Origin of the sequence: Enterococcus mediterraneensis (assembly GCF_900604485.1) — a bacterium.
Taxonomy (GTDB): domain Bacteria; phylum Bacillota; class Bacilli; order Lactobacillales; family Enterococcaceae; genus Enterococcus_C; species Enterococcus_C mediterraneensis.
This window is the reverse complement of the sequence record NZ_UWOP01000002.1, coordinates 274,410-293,065: the sequence shown is the minus strand read 5'-3', so window position 1 is coordinate 293,065 and position 18,656 is coordinate 274,410. Positions and strand designations below refer to the sequence as shown.

General features: G+C 35.7%; 17 protein-coding genes and 2 pseudogenes. 3 read left to right on the top strand and 16 right to left on the bottom strand.

What is annotated here, in order from left to right; translation table 11 throughout:
- Positions 1-177: 177 nt before the first annotated feature.
- Positions 178-585: a group-specific protein gene (locus tag EFB00_RS13360; protein ID WP_122647334.1), complete on the top strand. Its 408-nt coding sequence runs from the start codon at positions 178-180 to the stop codon at positions 583-585.
- Positions 586-911: 326 nt separating this feature from the next.
- Positions 912-1,490: a GNAT family N-acetyltransferase gene (locus tag EFB00_RS13355; protein WP_122647333.1), complete on the top strand. Its 579-nt coding sequence runs from the start codon at positions 912-914 to the stop codon at positions 1,488-1,490.
- A 362-nt stretch (positions 1,491-1,852) separates the two neighbouring features.
- Here EFB00_RS13355 and EFB00_RS13350 read toward each other — a convergent pair whose 3' ends face one another.
- From EFB00_RS13350 to EFB00_RS13315, 8 genes are all read right to left on the bottom strand, one after another.
- On the bottom strand, positions 1,853-2,164 hold the full coding sequence (locus tag EFB00_RS13350) for a DsrE family protein (RefSeq protein WP_122647332.1): 312 nt from the start codon (positions 2,162-2,164) through the stop codon (positions 1,853-1,855).
- 147 nt (positions 2,165-2,311) lie between these two features.
- Entirely contained in the window at positions 2,312-3,931 is a 1,620-nt protein-coding gene (locus EFB00_RS13345) for a glycoside hydrolase family 13 protein (RefSeq protein ID WP_122647331.1), read from the bottom strand.
- A complete protein-coding gene (locus EFB00_RS13340) occupies positions 3,931-4,761 on the bottom strand; it encodes a carbohydrate ABC transporter permease (protein WP_029486145.1) in 831 nt (276 codons plus the stop codon). The genes EFB00_RS13345 and EFB00_RS13340 overlap by 1 nt, the downstream gene beginning before the upstream one ends.
- 2 nt (positions 4,762-4,763) lie before the next feature.
- Positions 4,764-5,669, bottom strand: coding sequence for a carbohydrate ABC transporter permease (locus EFB00_RS13335; RefSeq protein WP_197029383.1), 906 nt, complete (start codon positions 5,667-5,669; stop codon positions 4,764-4,766).
- Positions 5,670-5,682: 13 nt separating this feature from the next.
- A complete protein-coding gene (locus EFB00_RS13330; RefSeq protein ID WP_122647330.1) occupies positions 5,683-6,924 on the bottom strand; it encodes an extracellular solute-binding protein in 1,242 nt (413 codons plus the stop codon).
- Between the two features lie 3 nt (positions 6,925-6,927).
- On the bottom strand, positions 6,928-8,610 hold the full coding sequence (locus tag EFB00_RS13325; protein WP_122647329.1) for a glycoside hydrolase family 66 protein: 1,683 nt from the start codon (positions 8,608-8,610) through the stop codon (positions 6,928-6,930).
- Between the two features lie 49 nt (positions 8,611-8,659).
- Positions 8,660-9,664, bottom strand: coding sequence for a LacI family DNA-binding transcriptional regulator (locus EFB00_RS13320; RefSeq protein WP_122647328.1), 1,005 nt, complete (start codon positions 9,662-9,664; stop codon positions 8,660-8,662).
- A 198-nt stretch (positions 9,665-9,862) separates the two neighbouring features.
- A complete protein-coding gene (locus EFB00_RS13315; protein ID WP_241153466.1) occupies positions 9,863-11,122 on the bottom strand; it encodes a M81 family metallopeptidase in 1,260 nt (419 codons plus the stop codon).
- A 61-nt stretch (positions 11,123-11,183) separates the two neighbouring features.
- On the opposite strand from EFB00_RS13315, the gene EFB00_RS13310 reads away from it, so the two are divergent.
- A complete protein-coding gene (locus tag EFB00_RS13310; RefSeq protein ID WP_000191454.1) occupies positions 11,184-11,864 on the top strand; it encodes an IS6-like element ISEnfa1 family transposase in 681 nt (226 codons plus the stop codon).
- A gap of 513 nt (positions 11,865-12,377) precedes the next feature.
- On the opposite strand, the pseudogene EFB00_RS13825 reads toward EFB00_RS13310, so the two are convergent.
- The 8 genes and pseudogenes from EFB00_RS13825 to EFB00_RS13270 all read right to left on the bottom strand — a co-directional run.
- Positions 12,378-12,737 (bottom strand): annotated as a pseudogene (locus EFB00_RS13825) (DNA topoisomerase III); the annotation flags it as partial.
- Positions 12,738-13,002: 265 nt separating this feature from the next.
- Positions 13,003-13,380, bottom strand: a complete 378-nt coding sequence (locus EFB00_RS13300; RefSeq protein WP_104872391.1) for a hypothetical protein — start codon at positions 13,378-13,380, stop codon at positions 13,003-13,005.
- Between the two features lie 55 nt (positions 13,381-13,435).
- A pseudogene (locus tag EFB00_RS13295) lies at positions 13,436-14,130 on the bottom strand (Fic family protein).
- A gap of 54 nt (positions 14,131-14,184) precedes the next feature.
- On the bottom strand, positions 14,185-14,784 hold the full coding sequence (locus EFB00_RS13290) for a tyrosine-type recombinase/integrase (protein WP_070415749.1): 600 nt from the start codon (positions 14,782-14,784) through the stop codon (positions 14,185-14,187).
- A gap of 952 nt (positions 14,785-15,736) precedes the next feature.
- Entirely contained in the window at positions 15,737-16,333 is a 597-nt protein-coding gene (locus tag EFB00_RS13285) for a YdhK family protein (RefSeq protein WP_079993992.1), read from the bottom strand.
- Between the two features lie 20 nt (positions 16,334-16,353).
- Positions 16,354-16,560, bottom strand: coding sequence for a hypothetical protein (locus tag EFB00_RS13280; protein WP_002307659.1), 207 nt, complete (start codon positions 16,558-16,560; stop codon positions 16,354-16,356).
- 14 nt (positions 16,561-16,574) lie between these two features.
- Positions 16,575-17,969, bottom strand: a complete 1,395-nt coding sequence (locus EFB00_RS13275; RefSeq protein WP_122647326.1) for a sensor histidine kinase — start codon at positions 17,967-17,969, stop codon at positions 16,575-16,577.
- The gene (locus tag EFB00_RS13270; RefSeq protein WP_122647325.1) at positions 17,969-18,649 is read right to left on the bottom strand and encodes a response regulator transcription factor; all 681 of its coding nucleotides are present in this window, start codon (positions 18,647-18,649) and stop codon (positions 17,969-17,971) included. The genes EFB00_RS13275 and EFB00_RS13270 overlap by 1 nt, the downstream gene beginning before the upstream one ends.
- Between the last annotated feature and the right edge of the window lie 7 nt (positions 18,650-18,656).

Genomic DNA, 18,656 nt, shown 5'->3' with positions numbered 1-18,656 from the left:
GCCGAAAAGAAGGGTCTCTTTTTGGCTTTTCCGTCTGTACAGAAATCAAAGGACTATTAGGAATCCCTGCTTAAATAAGAATCATCTTGAAAAACTAATGACCTTTTTGAGACTTTGCAACAGAACCATTTTGATCATCCAGAACGGGAGAGTTTATTATTACGAAGCATACCAAAATTGGATTGTTTATGGAATGATGTAATTTTTTTATTACCTCTGCATCCTTACTATGTCTATGAAGCTTTACATTCTCTTGGAGTAAGCATTAAAAAAGATTTGATGTTCTATGAAATCCCAACGGAAAGATTAATCGATAATCAAAATGCTGTATATTTTTATAATAAGAAAAATTATAAAGGTCCAGCTGCGGATATACCTGATGAGGAAATTCAAATTATTGATATCACTACGTATCGAGAATGTGTAGCTTTGCCATCAGAGACATTAGCATACTTCACAGATGAACACAAAAAGGGAGTTAACTTTGGGATGTTCGCACATATTCCCCATATTTTGAGTTTAGGAAATATTAATATTAAAGATGTAAATAAAATTAATTGGAGTGTTGCTCCAGTTAAACCATAATTGTTTAAGCGATTGGTTAGATAAATTCTAAGACCTTGTTAAACTATCGGTTGGCTTTAATTCAATAACGATATTCAACAATCGAGCGCAATTCTGTAGCAAGAATTGTGCTTTTTCCTTTTTTTGGGAGATATTATAGTGTATGGAATCTGTCATTTATCAGTGTATATTTTGGAAAAATCTGATAAAATTTAAATAATTAAAATTAGAAGGAGGCGGTATATTATGAAAATCGCGAACATATTTAACGGGGTGAATCTATTTTAAGGGATGAACGTATAAATCCCCTATAAACTACGTGGTCCCTAAAATCCGGAGGGAAAAAAGTGATTATTAGAGACTATAGAGTTAATGACGAGACTGGTTGGGTAAGATGCCGAACACTTGCGTTTTTACAGACTGCCTATTTTGATAATGTACTAAATAAGAAAGAACGTTATGAAAATCCAGCAATCGAGCTAGTCGCAGAGTTGGACGGTCAAATTGTTGGGCTTATTGATGTAGAATATGAAACAGAAGAACGAACAGTTTGCTCCAGAGGAGAAGGGTTAGGAGGGATGATTTGGCATATCGCTGTTCATCCGGATTTCTCCCGACGAGGAATAGGACAACAATTACTCTATGCTGCTGAAACTAAAGCAAGAAGAATGAAATTAAATCGATTTGAGGCTTGGACAAGAGATGATTTATGGGTTCAAAACTGGTATGAAAAAATGAATTTTAATATCGTTGATTCTTATTATCACGTTTATTTTGAGGGAAATGAAATGAATCATCGAATTCAAAGTAACATGCCCAATTTATACTTAGTTAACGCTTTTACTCATTACGTTGGGAAAGATATTCACCAATTTACAAATAATAAACGTATTCACCAATGTGTTTGTTTTGAAAAATCATTTTAATCATTACTAAGTTAAAAATGACATATTTATCAATAATACTATTAATCGGGCGCTTTTCCGGAGTAACGATAAAAGCCCAATTTCTCAATTTTAATGCGAGAAATTGGGCTTATTTATGTTTACTTATAGTGCAAAATAACGCTTAAAATAAGCGCAAATTACCTCCAAAAGTGACAGAAAAGCTGCTAAAACTATAAATGGGAAAACAACGCCAACCATCATATCAGATGATTGGCGTTGTTTTCTATTATTAATAAGTATGCTTCATATCGTAATTTCAACATACAATAAATGCAACTTCTGTTAATAGTATAAGCAACCAACACGGTAAATTCCATTTTAAATATGAGTATTATTACATTCTAAGGTTTAATATATGCATAGCCCTCCGTTTGCAATTCCACCAAGTCAAGCACACCAGCTGGCACAACAATCACATTAGTCGGTAAATCTGCCTCTTCAATATTATGCGCTCGCATAGCATTGCGACAAGCATGAAACGCAACTTTAGAATTTTTTAGTATCTGCTGTTCCGTATCCAAAAATCCCTTGATTGCAATACCGTTCACTAATAATACAATTTGAATGTCATCTGTCGCTCTTAACAGATTAATGATATTTGCCGTAGCCTCTGTCCATTTCACCATTTCGTCCACATGAAAAACAACTTTCATTTAATCGCCTCCATTTCTTACTAAAGTACAATTGAGACACCTAATCTCTCTCTTTTATTATAATAACTAATTACTCGAACTACCAACTAGATCGCACTATAAAAAAAGTCGACAGCACATACTGTCGACTCTACGGTATCTTATGTTTCAAATTTTCACCACAAATGCCTCATAAGGTTTCAATTCCACTTCACCACTTAAACGATTACTTCCTTCATAATTAGAAATGATGACTTCCTTACCATCACTCGGCATTTCGAACGTATTGTTCTCTTCGCTAATATTTGTCACAACTAACCATCTTTCGCCATCCAGCTCACGAATATAGGCAAAGACTTCATCTGCCGTCTCTTCCAACAAGTGATAGCTACCCCAAACCACAATCTCGTTTTGCTTACGCAATTCGATCAACTTCTTATAGGTGTAGAAAATTGAATCAGGGTCAGCTAATTCCGCTTTGACATTGATGGTCTTGTAATTGGGATTTACGTGCAACCAAGGAGTTCCAGTGGTAAAGCCACCATTTTCACTATCATCCCACTGCATTGGCGTCCGCGCGTTGTCTCGACCCTTGGCATTGATGGATGCAATAATATCTTCCTTAGCATACCCCTGTGCAATCCGTTCGTTGTACATATTAATGGTTTCAATATCTTCTGCTTCGGAAATATCAGAAATCGGATAATTGGTCATCCCGATTTCTTCCCCTTGGTAGATGTAGGGCGTCCCCTTCATCATGTGTAACAGAATCGCGAATAATTTCGCGCTTTGCTTATGGTATTTTGTGTCATTGCCCCAACGGGAGACAATTCGTGGCAAGTCATGGTTGTTCCAAAAAAGACTGTTCCACCCTTCATTGCCTAAGGAATTTTGCCATTTTGACAAGGCCACTTTTAAATCTTTGATTGCCAAAGGTTTTAAATCCCATTTTTCTTTGCCATCTTGTTGGTCAAGCCCCACATGTTCAAATTGAAACACCATTGAAAGTTCTTGGCGTTTTGGATCAGAGTACATTTTGGCGATTTCAGGTGTCGCACCCCACGTTTCGCCAACAGTCATCAAATCTTTATCGCCAAAGGTTGCTTGATTCATTTCTTGCAAGTACTCATGCAGCTTCGGTCCGTTACCAGTGATCTCTTGATCAGGAATCTTCCCAATCAAATCAATGACGTCCATCCGGAAACCGCCAACACCTTTGTCGATCCAGAAGTTCATCATATCGTAAACTTCTTGACGAACTTTTTCATTTTCCCAGTTCAAGTCAGGTTGGCGTTTACTGAATAAATGCAGGAAATACTGCCCCGTAGTTTCATCAAATTCCCAAGCAGTACCACTAAAAGTAGAACGTAATCCATTTGGCACGTCGCCATCTACCGCATCACGCCAGATGTAATAATCACGGTATTCATTATCTTTGTTTTTCTTGGCCTCAATGAACCATTTGTGCTCGTCCGAGGTGTGGTTGACCACTAGGTCCATAATGATTCGAATATTGCGCTTCTTGCCTTCTTCAATCAACTGATCCATGTCAGCCATTGTTCCAAATTCGTCCATGATATCCTGATAATCGCTGATATCATAGCCGTTGTCGTCGTTAGGCGATTTGTAGACGGGCGATAACCAGATTGCATCAATCCCGAGATTTTCTAAATAATCTAGACGTTGGATGATCCCTTGCAGATCACCCACGCCATCGCCATCAGTATCTTGAAAACTCCGGGGGTACACTTGATAAACCACTGAATTTTGCCACCATTTTTTTTCCATTATCCTTTAATACCTCCAGCATCTTGTTGCGTAATAAATTGTTTTTGGAATGTGATATAAATTACCAAAATTGGAATCAAAGCTATTAGCGAAGCGGCAAATACTAAGCCCCACTGAGTAGCATTTTGTCCTTGGAACAGTTTAATTGCGATTGGTAAAGTTCTCTTGGATTCCGTTTTAATAATAGTTAGCGCACTAAAGAATTCATCCCAAGATCCCATGAACGACAAAATTGCTAAAGTTGCGATTGATGGTTTACACAACGGCAAGATGATTTTCGAAAATACATCAAATTTACTGCCGCCATCGATATAAACTGATTCTTCGTATTCTTTAGGGATTTCTTCAATAAATCCTTTTAAGAAATAAGTATTACCCGCAATCCCTCCACTAACATAGAGTAGGATTAATCCAGTGTAAGTATCGATTAGATTCAATCCATTTAAAACTGTATATTGACTGACCAATGACAGTATTGCTGGAATCATCATTGAAAAAATATAAATATTGAAAATGATATTTTTCCCGGTAAAATTTATTTTTGCAAACCCATATGCCGAAAGGGTCGAAAACAAGATCGTAACAACTGTAGACACCACTGAAACGAATAACGAGTTCAAGAAATAGTGACCGAAGTTGTTTGACGTCCAAGCCGAAATAAAATTACCAAAGAAAAGCTGTTTAGGTACAATTACCGGCGGGTATGGCATGGTGTAACTATCCGGAGTCATAGCCGTAGCTAGCATATACATAAAAGGAAAAATTGATAAGAGTACCATACCGATAAGAATGATGTGTAAAACAAACTGGTACATTTTTTTCTTTTTCATAATCAGTCGTTCTCCTTTAAAGCTCTTCTTTGCAATAAGGTCGTTCCAATAATTAATAGACCCATCACTAGTGAAACTGCCGATGCATAGCCAAACTGGAACTCACTAAAGGCCTTTCCATACATATAACTATTAAGCGTTTCAGTTGAACCCATCGGCCCACCTGAGGTAATCAACATAACTTGAATCAGAATACCAAAGGCACCAATAGTTAATTGAACGATCACATAAATCGTTGTCTTCTTAAGTAAAGGCAAAGTGATCAAGAAAAACTGTTGAATTGGGGAAGCCCCCTCAAGGTCGGCTACCTCATACAAATCCTTTGGTAATGACTGTAAGGCGGCGTTATAAATAATGATTACCCAACCGACACCCTTCCATATACACAGTAACCAGATAACAATGTTGGCGGTCAATGTGTTCTGTAGCCAACTGATAGGCTCACTAATCAAATGCATTTGAAGCAATGCGTAATTTACCATAGAACCTTTTGTATCTTGGAATAAATACTTAAACAAGACTGATACTACAACCCAGCTTGAAATTACAGGGATATACAACATAATTTTATAAAACAGTTTGCCCTTGCTTACCTTATCGATCATAACTGCAATTAGGACACCTAATATCAACTGCCCAGGGACCGTTACAATGACCGCAAGGATTGAGTTTTTTAGGGCTACATAGAAAGAATCACTATTTCCATATGTGCCACTTGAAAAAAGCATATCTTTAAAGTTTTTCAAGCCGACGAATTTATTTTCCGCTCCCGGAATAATGCTATATTCCGAGAACGCAATATAAATGTTTTTTAACTGTGGATACAGGATAAAGACGCAGAATAGTAACAGACCTGCACCAATAAATAGAAAACCTTCAAAATTTTCTCTTCTTTGTTTTTTCATCATAAAATTCCACCCATTATTTATTGAGTAGCTCTTCAACTTTTGGAGTCGCATCTTTTAAGACTTGTTCAGGCGTACCTTTTCCACTGATTGCTGTCTCAAAAGCTAAACTAATCACTTTGTCAATTTGATCCCATTCTGGTGAAGGAATGCGAGAAACTGCTGTTTCAAGTTGTTCAGAATACGCAGACATTAACGCATTATTTTTCACGACATCTTTCTCAGCGGTCTTCTTGTTTACTGGTAACATACTAAGCTTTTCGGCAAAAATGGTTTGCACGTCATCTGATGCCAAATATTCAGCAAACTTATAGGCTTCTTCTTTTTGCTTACTTGATTTAAAGACAATTGTATTTTCTCCACCGATAACTTCGATACTACCTGCTTTACCTTTTGGAAATTGTGTATAGGTAACTTTATCTTGCATTGCTTCATTTGCCGGGAAATACCACGGGCCATCATCGATCATCATGTAGTTATTTCCGTTTAGACCTTCCCAGGTGCCTAGACCACCTGTTAATGATTTACCAAAATATCCCGCTTTGTTCCAATCAACAATTGTTTGTAACGCTTTGATACTATCCTTCGAATCCAAAAAGCCAGTTGCTTTTGTATAATCTTCATTAGTAAAAGCTCCACCTAATGAATAGAAGTATGGCATAAGTCCCCATGTACTAGATCCACTAGGTCCAAACAAGAATGTATCTTTACCGATAATATCTTTTATTTCTTCAATCAACGTGTCAAAGTCTGCTGGAACTTCTTTTACCCCAGCTTTCTCCAATAACGAATTATTAAAAATGGCAATTCGAGTATTAGTATCTAGTGGTAATCCATAATAACCATCTTTATATTTGTTAGTTGACAATGGTGCTTCATGCATCTCTTCTTTAATTTTGTCAAATCCGTCATAACCATCCAATTTCTCTAATGCACCAAGTTTCGCATATTTCGGAACCGCAGTAACTTCGACACGAGCTAAATCAGGAGCACTGTTCCCGGAAATAGCTTGAACTAATTGCTGATTATATTCATCACCAGCTGGCATCCGAACACTTTCGATTTTTACATTCGGATGATCCTTTTGATATTTGTCTACAACATCTTTATCAAAGATCTTAGTTTCAACATCACTAAAGGTATGCCACATAACTAATTTAACGTTACCATCTTCAGTCTTTGAGTCATTCGAACCTCCGCAGCCAGAAATACCAAGTAAAGCCACAGCTAAGCCACAAAACAATAAAACTTTTTTCATTATTTATTCCCCCTCAAATTCGATATAAATTGTAGTCCAAAGTTGTAATTTATTTAAAGTAAATTTGCAATACTCGCCGTTATCTTTCGCCTCTTTTTCATGCTCAATGATTTCCCAAGAATCTTCAAAATCTGGTGACGCAGCCATTACACGCCTCACTCGCTTACCAATACAATCAACCTTAATTTCAATTTCTTCTAACGCTTTTATTTCACCATAATTTTTTTCGTTCCAGTTTAGATGCTCTGATCCGAAGAAGTTAATTAAGTTCAAAATTGTATTATTCTCAAGTTTTTTCACAGTGACCCAGATTTTATCTTTCTCAGGTCTGCTAGAGCATTCGTAATTCGAAAATGTAATCTCACCATTAATACCATCAACTGAAGTAGTAGTCTCATCGATAATTCGGTAATCTACGAGTAGCTTTTCGTTTTGCACAAAGAAATCATAATAACGATATAATTTTTCCAAGAATGAACTTCTAAGCGTCGTATTATCTGAGTAATAAGCTTGAGTTAGTACTTTATTCTCTTCTCCCAAGGCTAAATGGAACCCGCCGTTAGAAAAAATAGTCGCCATTGTGTACAGTGTTGATAACTCAGCAGCAGCAAGATCTTTTTCTTCACTATCATCATTTAGATCGATAAATGGATGCATGTAAGCCGAAAGAATCGTTTGCTTATTCGGTGTTAGGAATTTTGCATCTCTCAGCAAATTATATAAATCATAATATTGATCGTGCGGAGACCAAACCTCAACATAGTTCACATCAACACTTGTTTTAGAAACTGCATCGATTGGCCAACTATTAACATTATTAAAAATCAAACCTTTATCAATTGAGGCTTTTAACATTTCCTGTCTTAAATCATCGATAAAAACAGGAATATCTTTTCTTAAGTCTCTGAATTTATTTTGATAGTTTCTCGCCTCTTTTGGAAAACCATACGTATCGAGATGTAAGCCATCAAAGCCATAATTTAATGACTTGATGAATTCTTCGATAATGTAGTTACTCCAAGGACACTCCTTGTTAATATCCATAAAAGCAATTTGCGGTAAAAACTTGATTGGTTTTTGATCAATCGTATAAAGTAACTGCTCTGGATGCTTTTCGAAATACTCAGGTTGAGCCCCATATATTGCGGCATATCCAAAACTTTTAATACCGTTTTTCGTGAAAACATCGATAAATTCTTTTACCTTATTATTATCAATTGTTTTACCCATGGCATCTACATAGACATCGTCATTCGAAACCAACTCATGGTGCCGATACATCCAGTCATAGTATTGAACCAAATTAATATGCAAGTTTCTAAGGTTTTGAGTCGTTTTTTCTGGATCGACATCATTCGAAAAATCACTAATAAAGCCATAACGTGGTGTATCATATGCTGATTCTACAACATCAATAATCTTTGTCTTTTTCTCCGTCTGGTTCCCATTGCTTTGGGTTGCAACTATTTTAAAACCTTTCATCTTATCTGCCGAAGGTAGTAAATCTCTACCCTCTATAGCGAAAATTGCTGAGTCTTCCTGATTATTGCTCTTTGTTAACTCGACGACTCGATCCACTAAATCAAAGACCTCTAAAGTAATACTCTCTCCTTTTTTTAAATCAGTTACTAGTACCTCGATTGTTTCTTCACGTTGAAACTGCAGTTTAGCTAATTTAATCTCCATTGTTACCTCCTACGTAAACGTTTAACCTAATTTCAAAAAAAATATTCCTTTAAGAAATATTTTTAACTGACTGTCTTTTGATAATCTCATGCTGAACGACTTTTGACTCTACCGCTCCTCCTTCCTCAACAATATGGATCAACATATTTGTTGCCTCAGTTCCCATATCGTAAAACGGCTGGGAAACTGTCGTTAATAATGGAGTACTCATTCTTGCGGTTATCGAGTTATCGTAACCTATTACTGACAACTCCTCAGGAATTTTAATTCCAAATTCAGAACAGGCAGATATAACACCCAGCGCTGTCTCATCACTGGCACAAACGATTCCGTCATACTCAAGACCCAACTTAATAATTTTTTCCATATTCATTTTTGCTGAGTCGAAGCTGTAGTCACCGTTATAAATATCATTTTCAGAAAAAATTAGATGGTGTTCAACAATAGCATCTTTGAAACCTTTGATTCGGGCAACACCAGCAATACGGTCAATTGGATTTACACCAACTAAAGCTAATTTTTTATGACCATTATCAATCAAATAAGATGTTGCATCTGCAATTGCCTGCTCATCATCAACCTTCACATATGGAATTTCATTATTAATCGTGTCAGATGAAAGTAACACACACGGAATATTATTTCTCTTCACCAAGGAAATTTCTTCTGGCTTTAGATCTACTGAGAAAACAATAAATCCATCAACGCTTCTTTCCTTCATTAGAGTGATACTCTCACTCATTCGCGTTCCATCTATTCCAGCATGTGTCAGGATAACATTGTATCCTTTCTGATATGCTTCATCCTCAATACCGCTGATGACGTCGCCGTAAAAGGTAGTAGCATACTGTGGCATAATAATACCTAGCAATTTTGTTTTTTTACTTACCAATGAGACAGCAGATTTATTCTGACTGTAACCTAGCTCATTAGCAATTTTCCAAACTTTCTGTTTTGTCTCCTCACTATATCCTCCGAGATCATTTATCACTCGGGAGACCGTAGCAGTGGAAACCTTTGCCTCTTTGGCAATATCTTTAATTGTATACTGCATATGAATCCCTCTCTAACGTAAACGTTTACGTTGATGAATATAATATTACATATAAAAAAAATAATTGCAACCCTTTTCAAGAAAAATATTTCAATTTTTTTAGCCTCACTGATAATCTTGAAAAATAATTAGCCGTTACTCTGTTTGGACGAAAAAACTACAAACCCTCCGGAGAAGGTTTGTAGTTCAGAGTTAGTCTTACTCGAATCCCCCCTCAATTCGCCCTGTATAGGGTAGATTCAATTTGTCATACGGAAACATCGGTCGTTTAATTTGCTTGAAATCCAATTTCTCAGTCGCTTGTTGGGTTGGTCCATCGGTGAGGGCCATCACACAATATTCACCATATCCATCAAATGCTGGTGAGATATACCCTTGTTTGACGACAATGACTTCATAGTCGGAAAGCTCGACGCCAGATATCCTGAACTGATCTAATTCGGTGTAACTGACCGATTCTCTTTGGACTAAAACAGTGATTGGTTTGTCACTCAACTTCACAGCGATGACACAGCCAGTAATTGGGTCATCTTCATATTCTTGACTGACGATGCCTTTGGCGATGATAGTTCCGTTTAAGTGAACTGGCTTTGAACGCTCATCAATCCCGACACCCAAATCAAAACTGACTTCAGTGCCAATTGATCGCTGATCCAAGTAAAAATTCTTATTTTCATCGATGATTCCGGCAATCAAAGTTTCTTTTTGCCAATCAGGATAGTCGTTCATCAGCTTTTGTAAAACGATGGTGCTGTACCCGTCACTGCCGGCGCCACAATTATCACCGGAACCAGTGATGAACACAGGTTTCTTTGGTGTATCTTGTACCTCCGATAAAATTTGATCAAGCTCACCATAGTTTCCGTGGTAATGAAACTGGTAACGTCGTTGTATCACAAAGTCATATAATTCATCAGCTTTTTCTTGAGCATATTTTTGATACTCATCCGAGTATGGCACTACCGTTACCGCACAACCTAGACGGTCACTATCATGACGAACATAGCCCACATGAAATGATGCGGAACTAATTCGTTCATCCTGTTCAATCTCGTCCAACTTTTGATTAATCGACTTCACCGGTTCATCAGTAGACACCGAGCGCTCGCCACCGACAATGATAGGAAATTTGCGACAAACAGGTTTCAAATATCTGCCTCTGTCTTGCAATGCTTCGCATAAAAGTTCTGCCGTTTTATCGAAGGTCTTTTGAATATCAGTATGGGGTGAATGTCGATAACAGGTGACGATATTGGTCATCTCCACGAATTCTTCGGTGACATTGCCGTGTGGATCCATCACCACGGCGATTGGCAGATACTTGCCCACTAGCTTGCGAATCTCACGGAGGATGACAAATTCCGCCGAATCTTCGGGTAGGTCTTTGACTTTACTGGCTCCGTGGAGATAGAGATAAATGCCATCGATTTCAGGAAGATGCTTTTGGTTCTGTTGCAAAGTTTCCGATAAGCTCATTTTGAGGTAAAATAATTGAAAAAGATAGCTTGGAGGAATGAAGATGACTCAGTTCAAAGGAAAACAATTTCAAAAAGACGTGATTATCGTAGCCGTCGGCTACTATCTTCGGTACAACCTGAGTTATCGTGAAGTGCAGGAAATTCTGTATGACCGAGGAATTCACGTTTGTCACACCACAATTTACCGTTGGGTGCAAGAATACGGAAAGATTCTTTATCAAATTTGGAAAAAGAAAAACAAACAGTCCTTTTATTCATGGAAAATGGACGAGACTTATATCAAAATTAAAGGAAAGTGGCATTATTTATATCGCGCTATCGATGTAGATGGCTTAACCTTAGATATCTGGTTACGGAAAAAGCGCGACACACAGGCTGCGTATGCTTTTCTAAAACGACTGAAGAACCAGTTTGGAGAACCAAAGGTTCTAGTAACGGATAAAGCACCCTCTATTAAGAGTGCCTTCAGAAAGCTTCAGAAAAATGGACTGTATATAACAACAGAACATCGAACAATCAAGTATCTGAATAATCTGATTGAACAAGATCATCGTCCAATTAAGCGAAGAAACAAATTTTACCAAAGTTTGCGAACAGCCTCAACCACGATTAAAGGCATGGAAGCGATTCGAGGAATTTATAAAAAAAGCCGAAAAGAAGGGTCTCTTTTTGGCTTTTCCGTCTGTACAGAAATCAAAGGACTATTAGGAATCCCTGCTTAAATAAGAATCATCTTGAAAAACTAATGACCTTTTTGAGACTTTGCAACAGAACCTTTCAGGTAATCTCAAATAAAAAATATACAGGCCTGTGGCACTTTACCTACGGGACTGTATATTTTTTACTCTCAGCGGGCTTGTTTTGACTCCGTGTTTGACTCCGTCGTATTGATTTTAAATGATATTCGATGACCAATTAATAGGTCGTTTTTGAAATTTTTGTCTCTCGTCGATTGTAAAATTAAGCTAGACGAATATACTTTGTCTAGCTTAAATTGACAAATCAAATTTATTAAAATTTTTCATTTATTCACAACATCTTTCTAAATAATATTCTTTTCATACTTACAAAATAACTGCCAACGTTGTTTTTTCACTCTTATTTTATCCTTCTGTTCGTCAATATTTGCCGATTTATATTCAGATATTAACTTTTTGTAAATAATTTTAGAATTTTACTTCTTCATTATTCCAGCAATTCTTTATCTTGTATGGTTAATTGTTATTTAGTATCTACTATGAAAGGCGCATACCATTCGTTATTGCTGACCAATTTACATAGCCTTTATCACTTATTTTTACCATAGCATTATAATTTTTTTGATTAATTTAAAAAGTGCTTCTTTACCAGCAATCAGATCACTAACGTTTGTTTTTGTTAATTTTTTATGGCGGAAATTATCAGACAAAGTGAATTTACAAGTGGGATAATTTGAACAGCCATAAAAGCTTTTAAAGGATAATATTTCCGCCAGATTTAGGACAAATCGCTACTGTATTCTTTTCGTCTTCTTTTTTTCTATTTGCTTGGAACGTTTTAAAATTCAGTTTCTCAACGTCTGATGGCACATTCTCAATTAAATGAATAATAAGCTTTACTTTGTATATCACCTAATTTTTCAAACGCTGCAATGCTTATGACTTGTTTTGTCGGGGAACGATTGCATAATGTTCTTGAACCTTACTAACGTCTACATAACGTTTGCTAGGTTGATCTTGTATGATTGATTGATCCAAAGAAAGAAAATCAGCATACCTGGCATTGTTGCTTTTCAAATAATTCTTAGTTCATACAAATTAGTGCCTAATTTTTTTACCCATTTTAAACGTTATGCTATAACATGAAATTCGTTTCTTTAATTTACTGGTATTCAGAAAAAAAGTCGTCAATACAAGTTACGATATAATCATTCAAATCATTAGCTGGTGTCAGAGTCTGAATTCCCATGTAACATCGTTCACCAGTAGAATAACTTTCTTCTACACTACCTAAATGTATAATGATAGCATTGGTTGCAGATATAATATCAACGATTTTATCATATTCATCCTCAGGGTTTCTAGATTCAACAGTTACTTCAAACGATATTAAATTATTATATTTAGGATCTATATTAATTGTAGTAGTGGCATTCTCATCCATTTTTGATATCTCAAATCGTAACAAGTTTACTATTGATTCTTCCACAGTTACATTATATACAGCATATCCAAAATAATTTATTGACATTAATGACATTACATACTCTCCTTTTTATTGGCTTATTGTAATTCAGTAACTATTCTATTGTTTACTATAAATAACGAATACCATAAATACATTCTTCATGTATAAATGATAAAATTTTTGAATCATCACTAGATTGGTTGCTATTATAATACATAGATAGCAGTTCATTAAATTTTGCAAATACACTTTCAGGAACGGATAACAATCCCATACCATTGCTAAACATGATCTTATTAGCAGGTAACAGTGCAGTTCTTTTATTGCCGTCCCAAAATATTTGATTTTTCGAAATGAATAGAAACAGTCGCAATGCTTTTTCAGTTTCTGATATCTCTTGATTCATTATCTCACCATATTGATTCTTTACCTCATCTTCAGTTAACATTGGTGGCACATACCTTCCTTGAATCGTCGATAATTCTACCCCACCGGTTCGTATTTCGCCAGGAAAAAGGGCATCTTCCGCTGCAACGATCCGATTAATAAGCTTACTTGTCTCTAACAAGGGTTCCTGTACGTCGTTTAAAGCATTTCAAAGCTTCTTTTTAAGTTAACGACGGTCAGGACATCATCTACGGCCACGTTATTGGCCCGATTATACTTGATAATCTCTTCTGTTTGTAATAGTGTTGTATTCAATCCTTCAAATTTCCCCGCATTATACACCAGTTTCACAATGTTTTTCTTCAATAGATACACAGACTCTTTGCGAGATAAGTGGTATTTATCAGGAAATGTAGGCTGCATTTCTTCCTTCATTTTCTCACCTCTTGAATTTTTCCTTCTATTATTATTATATAGGGTATTATTCTGTCATAGATCCAAACTCTTTACGGCAGTATCTTTGTCTTCCTGGGTGATCCCAATATAGCGTAAGGTCTCCCGTTGTGAAGAATGATTGAGCAGCGACTGAATGATCTCTGTTTTGGTCCCTTGTTTGTACAAAAAATAGCCAAAGGTCTTGCGCATCGAATGAGGACCAATTTCTTTTAACCCAACCGCCGTTCCTGCTTCATGAATGATCCGCCAAAGACTTTGTCGGGTCAAAGGCGTATCTGCTCCTTTTCGACTTGGAAACAAATACTTGCTGAAATCATGTACTTGCAGCTGCTCAGGAAATTCTGATTGAACATAATCGAGAATCACTTTCCGTAATTTGTTCGAAATGAAAACTGAATTGTGTTTGGCTGTTTTTTGTTCTTTCATGGCCAGACGTTCTTTGACGATCACCCGACCACGGGAAATTTCTAACACGTCACTTAATTTCAGCTGTCTTAAATCGGAGATTCGATACGCCGTATTGATCCCGATCGAAAAAAGCACCAAATTCCGTTGCCCATATTTTCCGGAAGCCAAAATCGCCTTCATGGCATCGATCTTTTTTTTGTCGCGAATCGGTTCCACGCTCTTCATTTTTAGCCGCCTTTCAAATGTTACTTAATATGATTATAACAGATAATAAGTCACATTTAAACAAGCTATAGAAAAAAGGCCCTAAAAGAAAAGTGATTTTCTCTTAGAGCCTCTAAGGATGAAGCGATTTTCACGAATGTGACAGAATTATTTTGTGTCACATTGGACTTTTGATATTTTCGGTAAGATTTGATTATCTCAGAACATTAATATTACCCCTTTAAAAAATTTTGTCAGTACTTTTAAGTTATTATATTCTGAAAATTCAAAATTTTCAGTCTATATAATTAACTTATATTCAGTTTTACCAAATGATAAGCTTTAAAAAGTATTCAGAATTTAGTCATGTTATGGATCTCATAAAGTAGATATGGAATATTTATTTTCTCTTGTCTAATTTATAAGAACTAAATGATTTCATCATTGTTTTGACACTTTTAGTTATTCGACAACAATCATTTTGTGATAATACATAATTAACCTTATATGAATACCAAAAAAATAATTTATCTTTCTCTATTCAACTTATCATTTACATCTGTAAATTTTTTGTTGACAATTTAAATCTACAAGAGTAGACTTTTCTCATACTATTAAAGAAGAGATAGATTTATAGGAATAGGAGGCACCTCATTAATATATGATTTGGGGTTATATGAAGAGTTGATTAAGAAACCAAATAAAATTGAAGGGCAAGTAGCCAATATCAAAAGAATAATAAATGCGAACAAAAACCAGTTAAGCACTCTGCCTAACTGGTTATGACTAAATTTTCAGTTGTCTCTCTACCAGCACTAAATGTCGAAGAGCCAAAAATCTGAGCCAGAATGAGGTTCGTTCTGACCCAGATTTGATTTTGCACAACTCATCAGTCCTTATTAACAAAGAGCTCATATTCCTCATGTTGAGAATACGAAGGCCATGTACCAGCTTATTGGTTTAGTATATAAAATTACTCATTATTTTCGTCATATTCCATCTCATCTTCAGTTACCCACATATGATTCTTAACTTCTTCTTGACCATCGGTTGGAGTGTAATTAACAACGTAAACAGTTCCTGTAATAGATTTATCTACTTTTGCTTCAGCTCCCATCATCCCATCCATGTGATCGGCATTCAAGATAACAGTATCGCCCTCATTTGCTACAGTCTCAGTATTTTTTAACTCTTCTTGTACTACCCATCGATGATTGTTAACCATTGGTCCCCCAGTTTTTGGCTCATAGCTTACTTCATACATTGTAGTATCAAAGGCCCCTACAACTTGAGCATTTGCACCTTTCATCCCTTCCATATGATCGCCTAGCAGTATAACATTACTTCCCACCGGGAATTTAGGGTTCGCAGCATCTTTCATTGAAGAAGGAACCATACCTTCGTGATTCATTCCCTCCATACTATTCATTTCACTAGACGCTGTAGAAGTCGATTCCTCGTTTGTGCTTTTAGAATTATTCGATTCACTTTGATTGCTACACGCTCCTAAAAATACAATAATTCCAAGACTTGCAAATACTAATTTTATCATCTTTTTCACTGTCTTCATCCTCCTTTAATTAATCACATTTAGGTCATCTCATAAATTTGTAATCCAAAAACTTCTTTTTTAATTGTAGCTATTGATAAGTCCTTCTTAGAAAAGATTACTACAGAATTTGATAAGATATCTAAATGAACTTTTTCGACACTATCTATCGAAATCAGTTGAAAAAATATTTTTTTTGCCCAACATTCACATACTAGTTTAGCAATTTTTATCTGTTTTTGAAACAAATAACTCTCCTCCTTTATTGAAATGGTAACTTTATAACAAATTTAGTTCCTAGACCTAATTTACTTTTTACAGTTATACTACCTTTATGCGCTTCAACAACGCTCTTTACAATAGCTAATCCGATACCTTGCCCCCCTAAAGCTCTACTTCTGGAGGGGTCAGCCATATAAAATCTATCAAAAATATGAAGTTGCTGATCTTTTTCTATACCGATGCCGTTGTCTTCAACAATTAAAAGAACATGGTCTTTATTTTTACTTATAGAAAACTTAATGGTTCCCTCCTTTTGCGTAAATTTAATAGCATTATTCAAAAGATTGATAACAACTTGGTTCATTTTATCTTTATCTGCAGATATATTGATGTTATCCCCTTGGATTTCAACATGAAGGTTTTTTGACTCAATTTTGCTGGCGAAATTTTCAATAACGGATTCAATCAACTTATATATGTTAAACTCAGTTTTATTTAAATGATCATATTTTGCTTCAATTTTGTTGATTATTTCTATATTTCCAATTAAACGAGTTAGACGATCTATTTCGTCATAACAAGATTGTAGGCGCTCGGGAGTTATTTTCCAGACTCCGTCAATCATTCCTTCCACATTGCCTTTAAGCGTAGCTAATGGAGTTCTTATTTCATGTGAAATATCGGTAGTTAATCTTTTTCGAAGCCCATGCTGTTTCTCCAACTGATTACTTAAATCATTTAGGGAATCAATTAAGGAATTTATTTCAATAATTGAAGTTTCTTGTGGGATTTTATCAGCATATTCCCCACGAGTTAATTTATGTGTAAAATCGCTTACATGCTTTAGTGGCAATCCTAATCTAGCAGAGATCCACGAAGCAAGTATGACTGATACAAGAAGAGCTGCAATTGCAACATACATTAAACTTTGTTTCATACTGGAGATAAACAAGGCATCGTGCTCTGTATAAGCAAAAGGTCCGAAATAATAAAACGTTACTTTTCCAAACTCGTTTCCATCATTAATTAACTTCTTTTTCACTTCTATTGTTTCGTCTAGTTTCACACTGTTTTTCTCAGAAACTTTCAATGCATTTTTTTTCAGTTTCTCCTGTGCTGACTTCAAATCTTTTCCAGTAAGTTCCCAAACCATGTTGCCTTGTTCGTCTTCTATAGAAAAATAAATATTATTCTCTAATACTTTCTCAGATAGTGCTGCAAGTTCTTCACTATTCCATGTTTCCCCACTATTTAACCACAATAAATCAATTGTATATACATACTGATTCAACAAATCTTCTTGTCGCTCTTCCACGTATTTACTAAAATGATTGTTCGTCAAACTTAATGCGACTAAACTAATCGATCCTATTATTAATGTTGCGATTGCTAAAAAGGAAACAGCTAATTGAGTTTTTATCGTTCTTTTTCTCATTAGTGGCCACCAAATCTGTATCCTGTACCATGGACTGTCAAAATATACATAGGTGATTTAGCATCATTCTCAATTTTATGTCTTAAGTTTTTTATATGAGAATCGATGCTCCTATCTAGTCCATCAAATTCTATTCCCTTAACTTTCTCTATCAAATCACTACGAGAAAAGACTTTATTAGGTGTGGACATTAGAGCGTGTAGAATATCAAATTCAGTTGTTGTAAGGTTTAACTCCACTTGATGTAGATACACTTGTCTACTATCAGGGTATACTATCAATTCTTTATTATTTGAAGAAAGCTTATTAGGATTTGATAAGGTCTCAGTTCTGCGCAATACAGTTTGTATTCTCGCAACTAATTCTTTGGGACTAAATGGTTTAATCATATAGTCATCTGCACCTAACTTGAGACCAGTAAGAATATCATCCTCATCAGACTTAGCTGTTAACATTATAATTGGTACATTTGATATTTCTCTGATTTTTCTACATACAGTCAATCCATCAGTATCCGGAAGCATTAGATCTAGCACAACTAAATCAGGATTATTTTTCTCGAATTTTTCCAATGCCATTGCGCCACTTATTGCTTTATAAACTGAATAATGATTAGCAACTAGATAGGCATCAATAATTTCTAATATTTTTTCTTCATCGTCCACAATAAGAATTTTCATAGACAAT